The sequence below is a fragment of the Streptomyces sp. M41(2017) genome, from assembly GCF_002078175.1.
GTDB lineage: Bacteria > Actinomycetota > Actinomycetes > Streptomycetales > Streptomycetaceae > Streptomyces.
In genome coordinates, this window is sequence record NZ_MWFK01000001.1 from 2,408,868 (window position 1) to 2,424,317 (window position 15,450).

A 15,450-nucleotide genomic window follows, 5' to 3' on the forward strand; every position below is an offset into this window, starting at 1 on the left:
TGGTGGATGTCGCCAGCCCGTCGACGCCCTGCCCGGCTGTGCGACTGCCTCCTAGACGACCTGGCTGCGCGCGCATCCGGGCGTGGTGTGATCGGACGGTACGCGGACTACGTGTCAGATCCTGCCGCTCAGCGTAGTCCGGGGCCGTTGCTGGCTCGCTAGTCAGTAGGAGAGGCGTTAGGCCACGTACCCCGGGCGAGAGCGGCAAACCGTCGCGGTCACCTGGGAGTTCAGTGCCTGGTCTTGCCCGCGAAGGAGCCTTGACAATCAGTCAATAACCGCTGTGGCGAGTGGAGTTACTGCGAGAACGAGGCGCGAAGCCGATTCGAGCGGTGCTACGCTACGAGGTCAGAAGCGCAGTACGCACATAGCTCTCATCTTTCACACCACATCGCAGGTCACGCGAGGGGCTTCCCGGACGTGCCAATCGGCTTCTTGCCTAAATCCTTCGAACTAGGAGCTTCGCCATGTCGGCGTTCCTTCATGGTCGTGCGTTCGTGCCGACCGATACCCCAGCGCAGCGATACGACGCCCTCCTCGGCTGTCTCTCCCGGCGTATCGTCAGCCAAGCCACCGGTACTTCCATCCCTACCGGGACTCGGCTCCTCGACCAACCGCAGAAGCGGCTGTGGCTTGGCATGCTCGCGAGCGAGGCGAAGTTGGTCTACGAGACCAACGCTGGCTTCCGCGGCCTTCAGATCACCCCGCCCGCCCAAGGGTTCTCCTTCCGGGTGCGGACGCTGCCAGACATCCTCACCATCGAGGTCTCTGCGGCGACCTTCTTGGCGCTGCATCCAACCGTCGATGAACAGCGCGCCTCCGCGAGCACCACACTCGACGTGGTCGATTCCAACAGGTCTGTCGCAAACAAGGGGACAGCGGGGCCCACACGGACGTCTAGCGGAATCGCCGGAGGCGGCTCGCCGCAGACCCGCGCGGCGGCGGTAAACGGCGCGGCCTCAAAGTACCCCCTCGCCCAAGTGTGGGCGAAGGCCGCGATGGGCCCCGTGCGGATCCACGTGCGCATCCCTGCGGGCGAGGCCCTTTCAATGCGCGTCGGAGAGGAGGAGATCGCCGCAGCCATGCGTTCGGCCGCGACACGTCACGGCCACCAGCTCTTCCAACAGCGCTTGGGCGCGCCTGCGAATGGATCCCTGCCTCAAAGCCACGACTTGGTTGATGAGCGGACGTGGGCCGCGTATAGCGCCCGCAATCTACTTCCGGCCAAGGACATGACCCTGCCCGAACATCGGGCGGCGGTTGAGATCGAGGTCACGCGCGTCGATGGTGCCTTCGAGGTCTTCGTCGCGGTGGTAAACACCACCCCCGCGCCACGAGATCAGCTCATCGACGGTATTCGTCCCTACGACGAGGCGTACCTAGACACTCGCCTGTACGAGGTCGTCCTGGCGGCGACGCTCGACACGAGCGTCCAACCCTATGAGCTGGAGCAGGTTGCCCAGTCGCACCGCTATGAGCGGACCGTGCCCGCGTTCGGTCACGCGTCCCCCGTCTCGCATCGTGACCATGACGGACGCACCACGCTTCGAACCGAGTTCGCCGCGACGGAGCCTACTTGGCGCGCGTATCCGAGGGAGACGTCCAAGGATGCCGTCGGCCGAGAGGTCCGCATCGACACTTCCTTCGACTCCCTCGTCGCGGACCCGGTCAGGACCGTCTCCACGCTCGTAGAGCTTTTGGACGTCTGGGTCGAGGACAACTGGGGCACGTCTGCGCTTGATGCTCTCCAGGGGGCGCGTGGCTGGAACGACAAGGCGCGTGCGGAGGCGGAAAAGGACGCGCGGGCCGCGCGTGCGGAGGCGGCCTGGGTGCGTGCTGGGCTGGACATCCTCCGTTCCGACGCGAACGTGCGGGAAGCGTTCGTGGCGGCGAACAAGGTCGTCAAGGCCGCTGCTGACGGCCAGTACGATGCCTGGCGCCCGTTTCAGATCGCCTGGATCGTTGGATGCCTGCCCGGCATGGTTGACCCCAAGAAGCACCGCGAGGTGAACATCGTTTGGTTCCAGACTGGTGGAGGCAAGTCCGAGGCGTATCTCGGCCTGATGCTCGTCACGCTCTTCTACGGCAGGTACACCGGAGTCACCCGAGGCACTCAAGTGTGGGCCCGCTTCCCCTTGCGCCTCCTGGCCCTCCAGCAGACCGAGCGCTTCGCGAAGATGGTCATGAACGCGGAGATCCTGCGGCGCGAGGATCCACGCATCCGCGACACGGGAGCCTTCGGAATCGGATACTTCGTCGGCGGCGGCAACACGCCGAACCGGCTGCGCAAGCCCGACGGCAGCAATTACTACAACGGACCGGATCCCACCGATCCCGCGACCGCTGAGGCGTGCAGGGTCTTGGACGACTGCCCGTTGTGTGATCAGAGCCTCACGGTCAGGTGGGACGACCCGAGCCACACCATGCGTCACATCTGCGAGAACTCCGCGTGTGAACTGGCTGGCGTCCTGCCCGTTTGGGGAGTGGACGACGACATTTACCGCCGGGCACCATCCGTGCTCGTCGGCACCGTCGACAAGCTCGCGCAACTCGGCCAGAACCAGGCCTTCCAAATCCTCCTCGGTCGCCCTCACTCTCTGTGTCCCAGGCACGGCTATTCCGCTAACCCCGTCTGGTGCTCTGTCTTCGGGTGCAAGGAGGTACGGCGCGCGGTACCCAAGGGGTTCGGACATGTACGGCTGGAGATCGCCGATGAACTCCACCTGCTCGACGAGAGCCTGGGCGCCCTGGACGGCATGTACGAGTCGTTGCTGCAGAGGATCAGCGAGCATCTCAAGAACGATCCGTTCCAGATCGTCGCCGCTACCGCGACCATCGAGGGCTACCAGAACCAGGTGCGTCACCTCTACGACCGCGAAGCCCGGCGCTTCCCGGTCAATGGCCCCGAAGCTGGGGAGACATTCTGGTCGACCACACGGAAGGGCGACCCGCTGCGCCGTTTCCTGGGGGTGCGGTCTCGGGCAAGCACCATGGTGACCGCCACCAGGGAAGTCGCGGTGGTTCACGACCAATGGGTACGTGACCTGTGCGACGACCCCAAGAGCGTCGTCGCGGAAGCGGGCCTCGACGCGAACGACCCCACGATGGTCGAGGAAGCACGACGCGCGGGTGAGGATCTCTTCGAGGTATTGGTCGCCTACTGCCTGCGCAACGAGGACCTGACCAGCTTCATCCGGGACCCTGCGGTGCGTGAGCTCTTGGACAGCGAGGATAACCTCGCGATCATCAATGGCGATACCAGCCCTGAGGTGATTCGGTCGGCTGTCGCCCGGTTGCGGAAGCCTCCGGGCGACGCTTCGGAGCGTGTCAGGCTAATCGCCGCCACGAAGGCGATCGGGCATGGGTTCGACGTCGCCCGTCTTGGCGTCATGGCCGTCATGGGAACTCCGACCCAGGCGTCGGAGATCATCCAGGCGTCCGCCCGCGTAGGCCGGCGCTTTCCCGGACTGGTCGTGAACGTGATCAACCCCGGCCGAGACCGGGACGCGAGCGTCTTCCGCTACTACCCCGAGTGGATCCGCTACCTGGACCGCCTTGTTCACAAGGTGCCCGTGAACCGCGAGTCGGTGCCCGTCCTCAAACGAGTCCTGCCGGGTGGATTGATGGCCTGGCTTCTGCAGGTCCTCGACCGTGGCTGGATCACAGGGGGACGTAGGCGACGCTCTCTGGCGGACTCCACCGCGTTCCGTGACGCCGTGGATGTTGGAGCGCTCGACCGAGCGCTACTCGTGTCCCTGCTGCGTCATGGGTTCGCCATCGACGACACGAGTGTCTACCACCGGATGCACCGCGAGGCCATCGACAGCTGGGTCGACGACCACCTGGCCATGCTCCCGTTGCGAGCGGAAGCCGGCACGCGCCTCCCAGATCTGTTGCACCCTTCCGTGCCCCGATCGCTTCGCGACATCGAGGAGCCGCTGACCATCTACGGCGAGTTGTAGCCGCACGCCCACACCGCGTCGCTCCCCGCCGTTCCACTCCCGTACTCGGAGAGAGTCCCCATGGTCTTCGAACAGCTCAACCGCAGTAACATCCAGGCGCTCTGGCGCTATATGCCGGGCCAGCCCTACAACTGGTCCTCCAAGGGCTCAGTCCTTGGCGAGCCACCCCGCCAGGTAACCCCTCTCGACGTTCCCGAGGGCTGGGTGGCTCCACAACTCCGCCGACTTCTTCTGCCCTTCGCCAGCGCGGCGAACAATGATCCACGAGCCAGCGCCGAGCTGACCGCGATCGACCGTCGTCAATTCAGTCTCGTGAAGGCCGAGGACCTCCGTGCCGTTCGCTTTCCCAACACCTTCCTGTGTCGCGCCTGCGGCGCCTTCCGGCACGTCCGTCTGACGGACACCGCGCCCACCTGCCCCACCTCCAGCCACGGGCGGATGGAACAGTTTTCCTGGTGCGAGGTGCACGAGTGTGGTCACCTGAGCGAGATCACGGCGCCTCGATGTGCTGCCGGCTGTCGCGCCGCGATGCGCCTGAACAACACCCGCGACCTGAATACGTCCCGTTGGTACTGGAGTTGCGACCGCTGCCATCGGCGATCCGAAGAGCCCGTCGTCAAATGGTGCTCAACCTGTCGCGATGGCCGTCCCCAAGTGATGAGGGTCCCTCAGACAGCGGCCTACTACCCGCAGCAGATCACCGTCATCAACCCGCCCACTCGGGGCGACTATGGCGCGCTCGCATACGAAGGCGTGTACGGCGCCGCGGTGGCGCAGAGCCTTGGCGCGCTACCCAGAGGAGCCGAGGGCCTCCGGCAGGCCGGAGGCGCCAGCGCGACGGGAGGCGCCGTAGAGCAGGCGAGAGAGATGGCGCAGACACTCGGCCTCAATCCTGGCGACGAGCTGTACGACCAACTCATCGCCACGGCCAGGACGCGTGAGGACGACGCGCCTGCTTGGGGCGCGCGTGTCGAGGCGCTCGGCCGCGACCCAGAGACCATCGAAGCTTTCGGGGAGGAATGCCGACAGCTCGGCCTAGCTTGGGATGCCAAGCCCTTGATGGTCCAAAACCTCTTGGACGGTGAGGCCGGGACCCAACTGGAGGCCTACTACCAGCAGTATCCCAAGCTGATCTCCCACTACGGGTTCGCCGACGTGACGCTGCTGCGGGAGCTTCCGATCGCCTACATCGTGGCGGGACACACGAGGATCAGCAGCAACGCGGTGGCCACCACTCGCCGCGGTACACAGACCAGGCAGCAGTTCCGCTTCTTTCCGGCTGGCCGTGACAGCAAGTTCCCGATGTATGGGGTGCGTACTGAAACCGAGGGCCTGCTGTTCGAGTTGGACAAACTCGCCGTAGTGAGGTGGCTCGTCGACTCCGGCGTCATCGAGGACCCCCGCCTGCGTACCCAGGAGGAGGCTCAGGAATGGATCTTCCAATTCAGCGATCCGGTGCTGGACGCCTTCAACGCTCCCGAAAACCCCGTTACGAAGGCTGCCCTCGGTCTCGTCCACTCCATGGCGCACCGCACGATGAAGGCCCTCGCCACCCGGTGCGGGCTCAACGTCGATTCGCTGGGGGAGTACCTCTTCCCGTCAAACTGCGCCTATCTCGTCTATGCCAACACCCGCAGTAACTTCACTCTCGGCGGTCTCGAACACGTGTACAGGTTCGACCTTGAGGACGCGTTGTGTGAGCTAGACGCGGAGACTCGCTGCGTCTTCGATCCCCCGTGCCGACGCGACTTTGGTGGGGCGTGTGCGGCGTGCCTCCACATCTCCGAGGTCGCCTGCGCGCGGTTCAATACCGTGCTGGATCGAAATCTGCTGTTCGGCACACTCCCTCCGCTCGTCTCCGACCCCGCCGGAGCCTCCTCCCAGCCCCGGACGAAAGGCGAACGGCGATGGCGCGGGTACTGGAGCCGCTGAGACCTCTGGTCTCCCTTCTCCTGCAGGCGCCGGACCCCGTAGGCATTGCGGCGGCCGCGATCGATATCACGGCCGCCGGTGGGACGGGTCCCGAGGTGACGGCCCTCATCGCGAATGTCGTGACCGATCGGCGTCTCGTGTCGTACGCCCTCATCCATGCCAGCGTCCTCGACGAAGGTGGACAGCTCACGAAGGCGGCGCCGTTGTTTCTCGCCCGAGCGCATGCCATGGTGGCGATGTCTGTCGAGGACGGATGGGAACTAGTACTGACCGTCCCGGCCTTCTTGAAGGACTCCCTCGCCACGATGTCGCGAGACAACGGGGGGCCGGGGCTCCCACTCGACACCGGCCGCACGATCCGGCTGGTCGCGGAAAGCGCCCGAACGCATTTGGTGATCGCCGCGCCCTACCTACATCCGTCCTTGGCCAACGCGCTGGCGCCAGCCCTCGCCACCCTCTTGGCAGCTGGTGGGACGGCCACCCTGATATCCAGGGCGTTGGGCTGGGCGGCGCCAGACCGTTCAGACGCCAATGTGGAAGCCGTGGCGGTGCTGCGGGAAGCGGCTGGCGAAGCCAGCGGCAGGTTGAAGGTGTGCTCCTGGGACGAGAGCGGACTAGGAGTCCACTTCAAGGTTGTGCTTGCCGATGATCAACTTGCGTACGTCGGCTCTGCCAACCTCACCCCAGGGGGAACCGAAGCCCACGCGGAAGCAGGCGTGCTCCTGCGGGGAAAGCAGGTGAGATCGCTCTCTCGCTGGCTTCGCGCTGTGGCTGATGAGCTCACGCGAAGGTCGGTAGGGTGACGGAGGGCCACGCCGGCCCCGCACCAAAGACGACCACTGGTCTTTGGGCAACCTGTGTAGGTCCAACAACTGTTGTTTGTAGTCGTCGGAGCGCAGTGCAGGGGGACCGGGGTGGCCAAGGGGTGGCCGGACGCCTTTGGACGGTGCAGTACGAGGTACCGCCGCTCAGCATGGCGCACGTGGTCTGATCAGGCACAACAGCATCACGCGGCATCAGCCGTCACCAGGCGGCACGATCACTCGTGGCCTCGTAATGCGTAGGTCTCGGGTTCGAATCCCGAAGGCGGCTCGGAATTACCCCAGGACTCACTCGCCGTGACCTGGGGTTTTTTCATGCCCTGATGGGTGGGGCTCAGCCGTGGGCCTGTTGGGCGTGGCGGGGGAGCAGGCCGACCAGGAGCAGGGTGAGGAAGTTCAGGGCTGCCGCCGTGGCGAAGATCAGTTCCGCCGCGGAGAGGTAGGAGCTCAGGGACGGGTGGCCCACGCGGGCGAAGAAGAGGGTGCCGAGGGCGGCGACGCCCATCGCGCCCGCGAACTGCTGGACCGCGTTGAGCAGACCCGCGCCCGTGCCGACCTCCTCGGCGGTGGCGTCGCCGATGATGAAATCGACCAGCGGCACGAAGACCAGGCCCGAGCCGAAGCCGGTGAGGAGCAGCGCGGGGGCCAGGTTCCACACGGTGATGCCGGCGGCGAAGTGGGCGACGGACCACCACAGGGACAGCAGGCCGACGACCGCGACGGCCAGTCCGAGGTGCAGGGTCGCTCGTCCCAGCTTCTCGGCGAGCACGGCGCCCGCGAGGAGGACGGCGACGGCCGTGCCGAGGGCCCAGGGGATCAGGGCGAGGCCGGTGTGCAGCGGCGTCCAGTGCAGGCCCTGTTGCAGCAGCAGGTTGATGACGAGGACGAACGCGCTGAGTGAGGCGTAGAACCCGGCGACGATCAGCAGGCCGACGACGAAGCTGCGCTTGCGGAACAGTGACGGGGTGATGACCGGGTGGCGGCTTCGCCGCTGGGAGACGACGAACGCGGCGAGCAGGGCGACCGAGGTGGCCGTCATGGCGTAGGTCCAGGCGGGCCAGCCGAGTTCGCGTCCTTGGATGAGCGGGACGATCAGCAGGGCCGAGGCGGCGGTGAGCAGGCCGACGCCGGTGAGGTCGAGGCGGGCGGTCGCGTCTTCGCCGCCCCGCTGGGGGAGGACCCGCCAGGCGAGGGCGCCGGCCAGGACGCCGAGCGGCACGTTGATGAGGAAGATGGAGCGCCATTGGCTGCCGAACAGGTCGAGGTGGAGCAGCCAGCCGGCCAGGATGGGCCCGCCGACCATGGTCAGGCCCATCAGTGGGCCGACGGGGGTCAGCGCCTTGCGCAGGTGCCGGGGCGGGAACACGACCTTCACGAGGGCCAGGCCCTGCGGGATCATCACCGATCCGCACAGTCCCTGCAGGGTGCGGGCGACGATCAGGAAGAGCGGGTCGGGAGCGAGGCCGCAGGCCAGTGACGTCAGGGTGAAGCCGGTCATGCCGAGCAGGAACAGGCGGCGGCGGCCGAGCACGTCCCCGAGCCGGCCCGAGGTGACGAGGCCGAGCGCGAAGGCGGCGGTGTAGGCGCTGAGCACCCACTGGACGGTGACCTGTCCGCCGCCGAGGTCGGCGTGGATGGACGGGCCGGCGAGGGTCGCGATGCTGGAGTCGATGAGATCCATGACGTCGGCCATGACCACGACGATCAGGACGAGCCATGCGGTCCGTGAGGGCGGACCGTCGGCGGGAGGGGCGGGAGGAGTGGCGGGCGCTTCGGGTGAGCGCTGGTCAGAGGACACGAACACTGTTCTACATAGGAATGGTGTTCGTGGCAAGGCGAACGGTGTTCCTCGTGACGTGGAACACTGTTCGTCCATTGGTTAGACTGCCCGCATGTCACCGACTCCGGAGCAACGCCGTGCGGCCCGGCACCAGCTCGGCACCGGCACGAGCGCTTCCACGGCCCGGCGCGGACCGTCCGGCGGGCGCAAGAAGCCGATCACGGTCGAGGCCATCATCGGCACCGCCTTCGCCATCGTCGAGGCGGAGGGGTACGAGGCCCTCACGATGCGGCGGGTGGCCACCGCGCTGGAGACCGGGCCGTCGTCGCTCTACGCCCACGTGGTCAACAAGGAGGACCTGGACGAGCTGCTCATCGGCCGGCTCTGCGCCGGGATCGAGCTGCCGGAGCCGGATCCCGCGCTCTGGCGGGAGCAGCTCGTCGACGTGTGCACCCAGCTGCGTGACCAGTACCTGCGGTACCCGGGCATCTCCCGCGCGGCCATCGCCGCCGCCCCGTCGAACCTGGAGACGCTGCGCGTCGGCGAGGGCATGCTCGCGCTCCTGCTCGCCGGAGGCGTCGACCCGCAGATCGCCGCCTGGGCCCTCGACTCGCTGTCGCTGTACGTCAACGCCTACAGCCTCGAGGTCGCCCTGGTGAACAGCCGGCTCGGCCGCGGTGAGGACGAGTGGGTCGTGAGCCGCGAGGAACTGCTGCGCCGGTTCGCCGCCCTGCCCGACGACACCTTCCCGCACACGAAGCGCCACGCCGCCGAACTCACCGCCGGAACGGTCCACGACCGCTTCGACTTCACCCTCCGCCTGATGATCGACGGGCTCCCGGGGGCGCGGCGCGACGGCTGAGGCGGCGGGGCGTCCGACGGTCGGGGCGGCGGCCGGTGGCTCAGTGGCCCTCCTTGTCGTGGGCCGAGACCGGGATCGTCTCCTTGCGGAAGAAGGCCGGGCGGAACGCGCCGTACAGGAGCATCAGGACGGCGCCGACGAGCAGCGCTCCGATGCCGGTCACGAAGACGCCGCCGAGCTGCCAGTGCGGCGGGAACGGCAGGGTCCACGACGTGCTGCCGTAGTCGGCGGCGGAGTAGACGATGCAGGCGTTGATGAAGAAGTAGAGCAGCATCGCGCCGCCCAGGCCCGGCATGATGCCCCGGGTCCAGAGATCGCGTGGGCTGCGGGTGAGGACCCTGCGGTAGTACCAGACACAGGCGAAGCCGGTGAGGCCGTAGTAGAAGGCGATCATCAGGCCCACGGAGCCGATGGAGTCGGCGAGGACGTTCTCGCTGACCTGCGTCAGCATCACGTAGAAGGCGATCGAGGCGATGCCCATGCCGACGGTGGACCAGGTCGGGGTGAGGAAGCGCGGGTGGATGCGTGCGAAGCGCTGCGGGATGGCCTTGAACGCTGCCATGGAGAGGGTCGTGCGGGCCGTGGGCAGGATGGTCGTCTGGGTGGAGGCCGCGGCCGAGGTGAGGACCATGACGATCAGGAGCTTGGTGGCGACCTGGCCCCAGCCCCCGTCGCCGAACACCTCGGAGCCGAGGCTGGACAGGACGTCCCCGGAGTTGTCGGGGTTGCCGAGGCCGATGCCCTTGTCGCCGACGCCGGCGAACGACTGCGCGGACGTCGTGACCATCAGGTAGACGAGCAGCAGGACCACGGTGGAGATGACGGCGGCGCGGCCCGGGGTGCGGTCGCGGTCGGCGGTCTCCTCGTTCACGGACACGGCGGTGTCCCAGCCCCAGTAGATGAAGACCCCGGCGAGGATGGACTTGGTCAGGTCGTCGAACGAGTTGATCTCGAAGGGGTTGAACCACGACCAGGAGACCTCGGAGGAGACGGCCGGGGCCGTGCCGCCGTACACCTTGACCAGGGCGGTGACCGCCAGCAGGACCAGCACCACGACCTCGATGGTGAGCAGCGCCTTCTGCAGGTTGGCCGACAGCTCGATGCCGATGTAGCAGATCAGGGTCATCAGGGCGATCCACACGACGCCGACGAAGGTGACCCAGAACGTGTTCTGCGCGAGCCCGTCCGCGCCGATCAGCTGGAAGCCGTACGCGCCCGCGATCTGCGCCAGGTTGGCCATCACGATGATGTCGGCGGCGATGATGCCCCATCCGCCGAGCCAACCGGTGCGGGGGCCGAACGCGCGGGACGCCCAGGTGAACGTGGTGCCGCAGTCGGGATCGGCCCGGTTCAGTTCCTTGTAGCCGTAGGCGATCAGGAACATCGGGACGAAGGCGAGCACGATGATGATGGGCGACTGGAAGCCCACGATGCCCACGATGACGCCGAGGGTCGCGGCGAGGCTGTAGGCGGGGGCGGTGGAGGCCAGCCCGATCACCGTGCTGGAGAACAGGCCCAGGGCGCCGCCCTTCAGGCCCTTGTCCGTGGCTCCCGGTCCCTGCGGGGGGAGCGGCGCGGGCGGCGGGACGGATGGTGAGCTCATGACGCCCTCCGGAACCTCGTGGCGCCCGCTGGTGCTGGACCGGGCGCCCGCTCTCCTCAGCATGGACCCGCGGGGCTCCGGGGGCGATCCGTGCGGCGGACGGTTCCCGGACCGGTGGGGTCAGGCGAGCGCCGCGGTGACGTCCAGGGCCCGCAGATGCTGCGGATTCAGGACCTGTGAGGAGGGGGCGGAGGCCGCCGTCAGTTGTTCGGCCGCCGTGGCGGGGGTGACCGCGGCCAGCTGCGAGGGGGTCCTCGAGAGGGGAGTGGTCATGTCGTCGTGGTGGTTCGGGATGAGCAGGGGCGGGTTGCCGGTCGCGGACAGCAGGCGCTCCACGTAGCGGTGGAGGGCCGAGTGGGAGGTCATGGCGATCGTCGCGATGTCGGGGCGGATGCCCGCCAGCTCGCGTTCCGCGAAGTTGCTCGCCCCCATGAGGAGGATGCTCGGGCCGCCGTCCACGGTCACCTGGTACGCCAGGGTGTCGCCTTCGACGAGGTCGCCCAGGGTGGCGGGACGGCGGGGCGGGGCGGTCCTGGTGCCCGGGGCGAAGTAGCCGTGGTCGGCCTGCTGGCTGTGCAGGCTGCGGAACACCTCGACCGTGTAGCCGTCGAACTGGAGGTACTCGCCGCCCTTGACCGGAATCACATCCTCCATCCGGGCGTGTGGTGTACCCATCGCCGTCAGCAGATGGCTCACGGTCTCGTCGCACACCGCGCGGATGCGGTGCCTCGCCCAGGCGGGACGGGCCAGCAGCTGCGGTACGTCCGCCACGTGGTCGAAGTGTCCGTGGCTGACGAGGATCAGCTCCGGGGCGCCGCGCAGGTGGTGGGCCGCGAGCTGTTCCACCGCCGTACGGTCGCAGCGGAGCGGGAGGGACGGGTCCAGGTCGCCCTTCCTGTCCGCGTACGGCATCCGGCTCAGGTACGGGTCGAAGAGGATGCTGCGGTCGCCGTCGATGACGATCTCCCAGCCGGAGACGCCCAGCCAGCGCATCCGCACGGAGGTCGCGTACGGGGCGCCGCGTCTCGCCGTCGGCGCCGCCGCGACCAGGCCGGTGGCGCCCGCCGCCGTGCCGGACACCGCCAGGACTCCCTTGAGGACCGCACGCCGGCCGGCCATGTTCTGCCCCGCTTCCTCTGACGACTGATGACCGACGACTGACGAGGGTCATGAGTCCGAGGAACGCTACGACAAGGGGTGGCGTATGGGGGGATTTTCGGTCATTGCGGCGGGGGTGTCGGGAGGGGCCGGCGGGTCGGGGGGACCCGTGATCCGGACGACACCCCCAGGTCCGGCGGGGGTTCGCTCACGCGCGCCGGGCGGCCGGGGCCGGCCGCCCGCCGGGTGCCCGGTTCACCTCACCCGGTCCCCGGAGAGCGGGATACCGGTGGCGCGCAGGAGCTGCTCGTCCTGCTGGAGGATCGCCTGCATCAACTCCCGCAGGCGCGAGCCGGGGTTGATGCCGATCTGCTCGCGCAGGATCTCCTTGGCGCGGTGGAAGACGCGGATGGCGTCGGCCTGCCGGCCCTCGCCGTAGTACGCCTTCATCAGCCCCGCGTAGAGGTCCTCGCGCAGCGGGTCGTGGTCGACCAGTTCCGACAGCTGGGAGATCGCCTCGCCGTAGTGGCCGAGCCCGACGTCGATCAGGGCGCGCAGTTCGGCGGCGGCGGTGCGCTCGCGGTCCAGGGCGTCGCCCTTCATGCGCAGCCGGCTCGACGTGACGTCCGTGAGGGCGGCGCCGCGCCACATGCCGAGCGCGCCGTCGAGGGACTCGGAGGCGCTCTTGTACTGGCCGCGGGCGTGGAGTTCACGGACGTGCCGTACGGCGTCGCGGAAGACGAACACGTCGATGCGGTCGGCCGGTACGCGTAATTCGTAGCCCAGGGTGTGCGAGGCGAGCGCGTCCCGGGTGAGGCCGGCGTCGGCCAGCGCGGTGCGGATCATCCAGGCGGAGGTCTGGAGCTGTCCGGAGACGGTCAGCGGCGGTTCGCCGTCCCAGGAGTCCTCGATGATCGCTTCCTTGGTGGTGACCTGTCCGGGCTTCAGCGCCAAGGAAGCGAGGAACCGTCGCTGCCGCTGACCCCGGATGGGTATCGGTATCCCGTTTCTCACCAGGGTCACGGGGCCGAGGAGCTGGATCGTCAGGCTGGACCTGCTGTTCATGACGGTTCCCCTTGTTTGTGTGAATCAAGCCGTCGCCCAACAGGGGCTGAGGTGGTGACGGAACGGAGGGGAACCGCCGCGGGGACCTGGAGGGGTGGTCCCGTCGGCGTTTCGTGGAGCGTGCTGGTGCGTCCCCCGTACCGTCGGCTCAAGTGCTCCGTGACGTCCGACCGCCGCCGGTCCCGGGGTGCCGGTTCCCGCCGCTCCGGTCCCGGGGTGCCGGTCCCGCTGTGCTGGTCACGGATGGGTGGATCTCTCGGTGGCGCTCGCCGGCGGAGGTTCCGCCGGCGGACGTGGCTCGGTCGGTGTCGTGCGGGGTTCAGCCGAGGTTCTTCAGGAACTTGGCCGCGATGGGGCCGGCGTCCGAGCCGCCGGAACCGCCGTCCTCCAGGAGGACCGACCAGGCGAGTTCCCGGTCGCCCTGGTAGCCGATCATCCAGGCGTGCGTGCGGGGCGGGCTGTCGTTGCCGAACTCGGCGGTGCCCGTCTTGGCGTGCGGCTCGCCGGGGAGGCTCTTGAGGGCCCAGCCGGCTCCGTCGGTGACGGTGGCGCGCATCATGTCGCGCAGGCTGCCGACCACGCCCGGCTCCAGCCGGGCCGGGGCCTCGTGGCGTTTCTTCACCGCGTCGGGCACCAGGACGGGCTGCTTGAAGGCGCCCTCCTTGACCGTGGCCGCGATGGAGGCCATGACGAGCGGCGAGGCCTGGGTCCTGGCCTGGCCGATGGTGGAGGCCGCCTTGTCGTTGTCGCCGTCCGCCACCGGGACGCTCCCGTCGTACGTGGCGGTGCCCGCGTCCCAGGTGCCGCCGATCCCGAAGGCCTCGGCGGTGTCGTGCAGCGCCGCGTCGGACAGCTTGCCCCGGGCCCCGACGAAGAAGGTGTTGCAGGAGTGGGCGAACGCGTCCTTGAACGTCGAGCCGGCGGGCAGCACGAACTGGTCCTGGTTCTCGAAGCGTTGGCCGTCGACGTAGGCGAACTTGGGGCAGTCGGCCTTGTCGGAGGGCCGCATCCCCTGCTTCAGGAGGGCGGCGGAGGTGACGACCTTGAAGGTGGAGCCGGGCGGATAGCGGCCCTCCAGGGCGCGGTTCATGCCGGAGGGCATGTTGGCCGCGGCGAGGATGTCGCCGGTGCTCGGGTCGACGGCGACGAGGGCGGCGTTCTTCTTGACGCCGTCGAGCGCCGCCGCGGCGGCCTCCTGCACCTTCGGGTCGATGGTCGTCCGCACCGCCTTGCCCGCGTCCTTGCCGGAGCCGGTGAGCCGCTTCACGACGCGGCCGCTCTCGCGTTCCACGACGACGACGGACCGGGCCGCGCCTCCGCCTCCGGTGAGCTGCTTGTCGTAGCGGGCCTGGAGTCCGGAGACGCCCTTTCCGGTCTTCGGGTCGACGGCGCCGGCGAGGGACGCCGACTGCAGTTCGTCGCCGTTGCGGTCGAGGATCTCGGCGCGTTCCCGGGACTTCAGCGCGAGCGTCTGACCCGGAACCATGTCCGGGTGAATGAGGGGGGTGTGGAATTCGACCGTCCAGTCGCCGCTCTTCCGGATGAGCCGGGCCTTCGAGTGATACGTGTATTCCCCGGCACCGGAAAGCGTCATCCTGACGGTGAACGGAATCTCGACTTCCCCTTCCGCTTTCCGTTTTCCGGTGCCCGCGGTGATCTCCGTCCGCGACGGATCCAGGTTCGTCATGACGGACTTGATCAACGACGTGGCGTTCTCGGGGGTGTCCGTCAGCCGGCCCGCCCGCTGGGCGTCGCCCGACGCCCACGCGGTCAGGAACGTGTCGAGCTGCCCGGTGGCGGCGGCTACCTGTGGATCGTCGCCTTCGTCCCCGACCAGGGCGTTGTAGGCCCAGTAGCCGATTCCGGCGGTCGCCGCAAGTGCCACAAACGTTGATACGACGGCGCGACGGCGCGACCTGCGCCTGTCGTACCGCGGGTGGTCAACATAGCCATCCGAACGAATCATGTGGCGCAGATTAATCGTCCGGCCCTCTCCGGTCTCTCCCCGGCCGCACGGTTCAAGACAAGGTAAAGGAGAAAGAAATCATGGACGGGTCGTGGCGGGTATCCGACCCCTCCGCTTCGTCGTCCTGGGGCCCGGCCGAATACGCCCGGGTGGCCTGGCCGGGAACGAGCGCTCATTCGCCTTTAGTGGTCTAGACCTCAGAAGGAAAGGCCGCCCGGCGGGCCCGTGTCGGGATCAACAGTGGCCTGAACTCATCAGGGGCGGGGTTCATCGGCGCGTGATATCGGACGAACCCTGTCCGATTTGAAGAGAGTCGAATCGGAACCCATTGTTCCGCCCGGTCTTCGGGCTCTCTCCGCGC

The 15,450-nt window shown here is 68.1% G+C and carries 9 protein-coding genes; 4 read left to right on the top strand and 5 right to left on the bottom strand.

Annotated features, from left to right (window positions below):
- Nucleotides 1-467: 467 nt before the first annotated feature.
- The 3 genes from B0675_RS10570 to B0675_RS10580 are packed head-to-tail and all read left to right on the top strand — an operon-like array spanning nucleotide 468 to nucleotide 6,697.
- Nucleotides 468-3,962 carry a helicase-related protein gene (locus tag B0675_RS10570; RefSeq protein ID WP_081218558.1) on the top strand — a complete coding sequence of 1,165 codons (3,495 nt, stop codon included), beginning with the start codon at nucleotides 468-470 and terminating at the stop codon, nucleotides 3,960-3,962.
- Between the two features lie 60 nt (nucleotides 3,963-4,022).
- The gene (locus B0675_RS10575) at nucleotides 4,023-5,894 is read left to right on the top strand and encodes a hypothetical protein (protein WP_143661060.1); all 1,872 of its coding nucleotides are present in this window, start codon (nucleotides 4,023-4,025) and stop codon (nucleotides 5,892-5,894) included.
- Nucleotides 5,870-6,697 carry a phospholipase D-like domain-containing protein gene (locus tag B0675_RS10580; protein ID WP_081218560.1) on the top strand — a complete coding sequence of 276 codons (828 nt, stop codon included), beginning with the start codon at nucleotides 5,870-5,872 and terminating at the stop codon, nucleotides 6,695-6,697. Before B0675_RS10575 ends, B0675_RS10580 begins: the two co-directional genes overlap by 25 nt.
- A gap of 352 nt (nucleotides 6,698-7,049) precedes the next feature.
- Here B0675_RS10580 and B0675_RS10585 read toward each other — a convergent pair whose 3' ends face one another.
- The gene (locus B0675_RS10585; protein ID WP_241539749.1) at nucleotides 7,050-8,513 is read right to left on the bottom strand and encodes a DHA2 family efflux MFS transporter permease subunit; all 1,464 of its coding nucleotides are present in this window, start codon (nucleotides 8,511-8,513) and stop codon (nucleotides 7,050-7,052) included.
- Nucleotides 8,514-8,607: 94 nt separating this feature from the next.
- Here B0675_RS10585 and B0675_RS10590 point away from each other — a divergent pair, with 94 nt between their 5' ends.
- Complete coding sequence (locus B0675_RS10590) at nucleotides 8,608-9,357, top strand: TetR/AcrR family transcriptional regulator (RefSeq protein ID WP_081218562.1); 750 nt, start codon at nucleotides 8,608-8,610, stop codon at nucleotides 9,355-9,357.
- 40 nt (nucleotides 9,358-9,397) lie between these two features.
- Here the strand turns inward: B0675_RS10590 and B0675_RS10595 are convergent, their stop codons facing one another.
- The 4 genes from B0675_RS10595 to B0675_RS10610 all read right to left on the bottom strand — a co-directional run bounded on the left by B0675_RS10595 (nucleotide 9,398) and on the right by B0675_RS10610 (nucleotide 15,089).
- On the bottom strand, nucleotides 9,398-10,960 hold the full coding sequence (locus B0675_RS10595; RefSeq protein WP_081218563.1) for an APC family permease: 1,563 nt from the start codon (nucleotides 10,958-10,960) through the stop codon (nucleotides 9,398-9,400).
- A gap of 120 nt (nucleotides 10,961-11,080) precedes the next feature.
- Nucleotides 11,081-12,079, bottom strand: a complete 999-nt coding sequence (locus B0675_RS10600) for an MBL fold metallo-hydrolase (protein WP_081218564.1) — start codon at nucleotides 12,077-12,079, stop codon at nucleotides 11,081-11,083.
- A 234-nt stretch (nucleotides 12,080-12,313) separates the two neighbouring features.
- A complete protein-coding gene (locus tag B0675_RS10605; protein ID WP_081218565.1) occupies nucleotides 12,314-13,123 on the bottom strand; it encodes a BTAD domain-containing putative transcriptional regulator in 810 nt (269 codons plus the stop codon).
- A gap of 319 nt (nucleotides 13,124-13,442) precedes the next feature.
- A complete protein-coding gene (locus B0675_RS10610) occupies nucleotides 13,443-15,089 on the bottom strand; it encodes a penicillin-binding transpeptidase domain-containing protein (RefSeq protein WP_081218566.1) in 1,647 nt (548 codons plus the stop codon).
- Nucleotides 15,090-15,450: the final 361 nt, after the last annotated feature.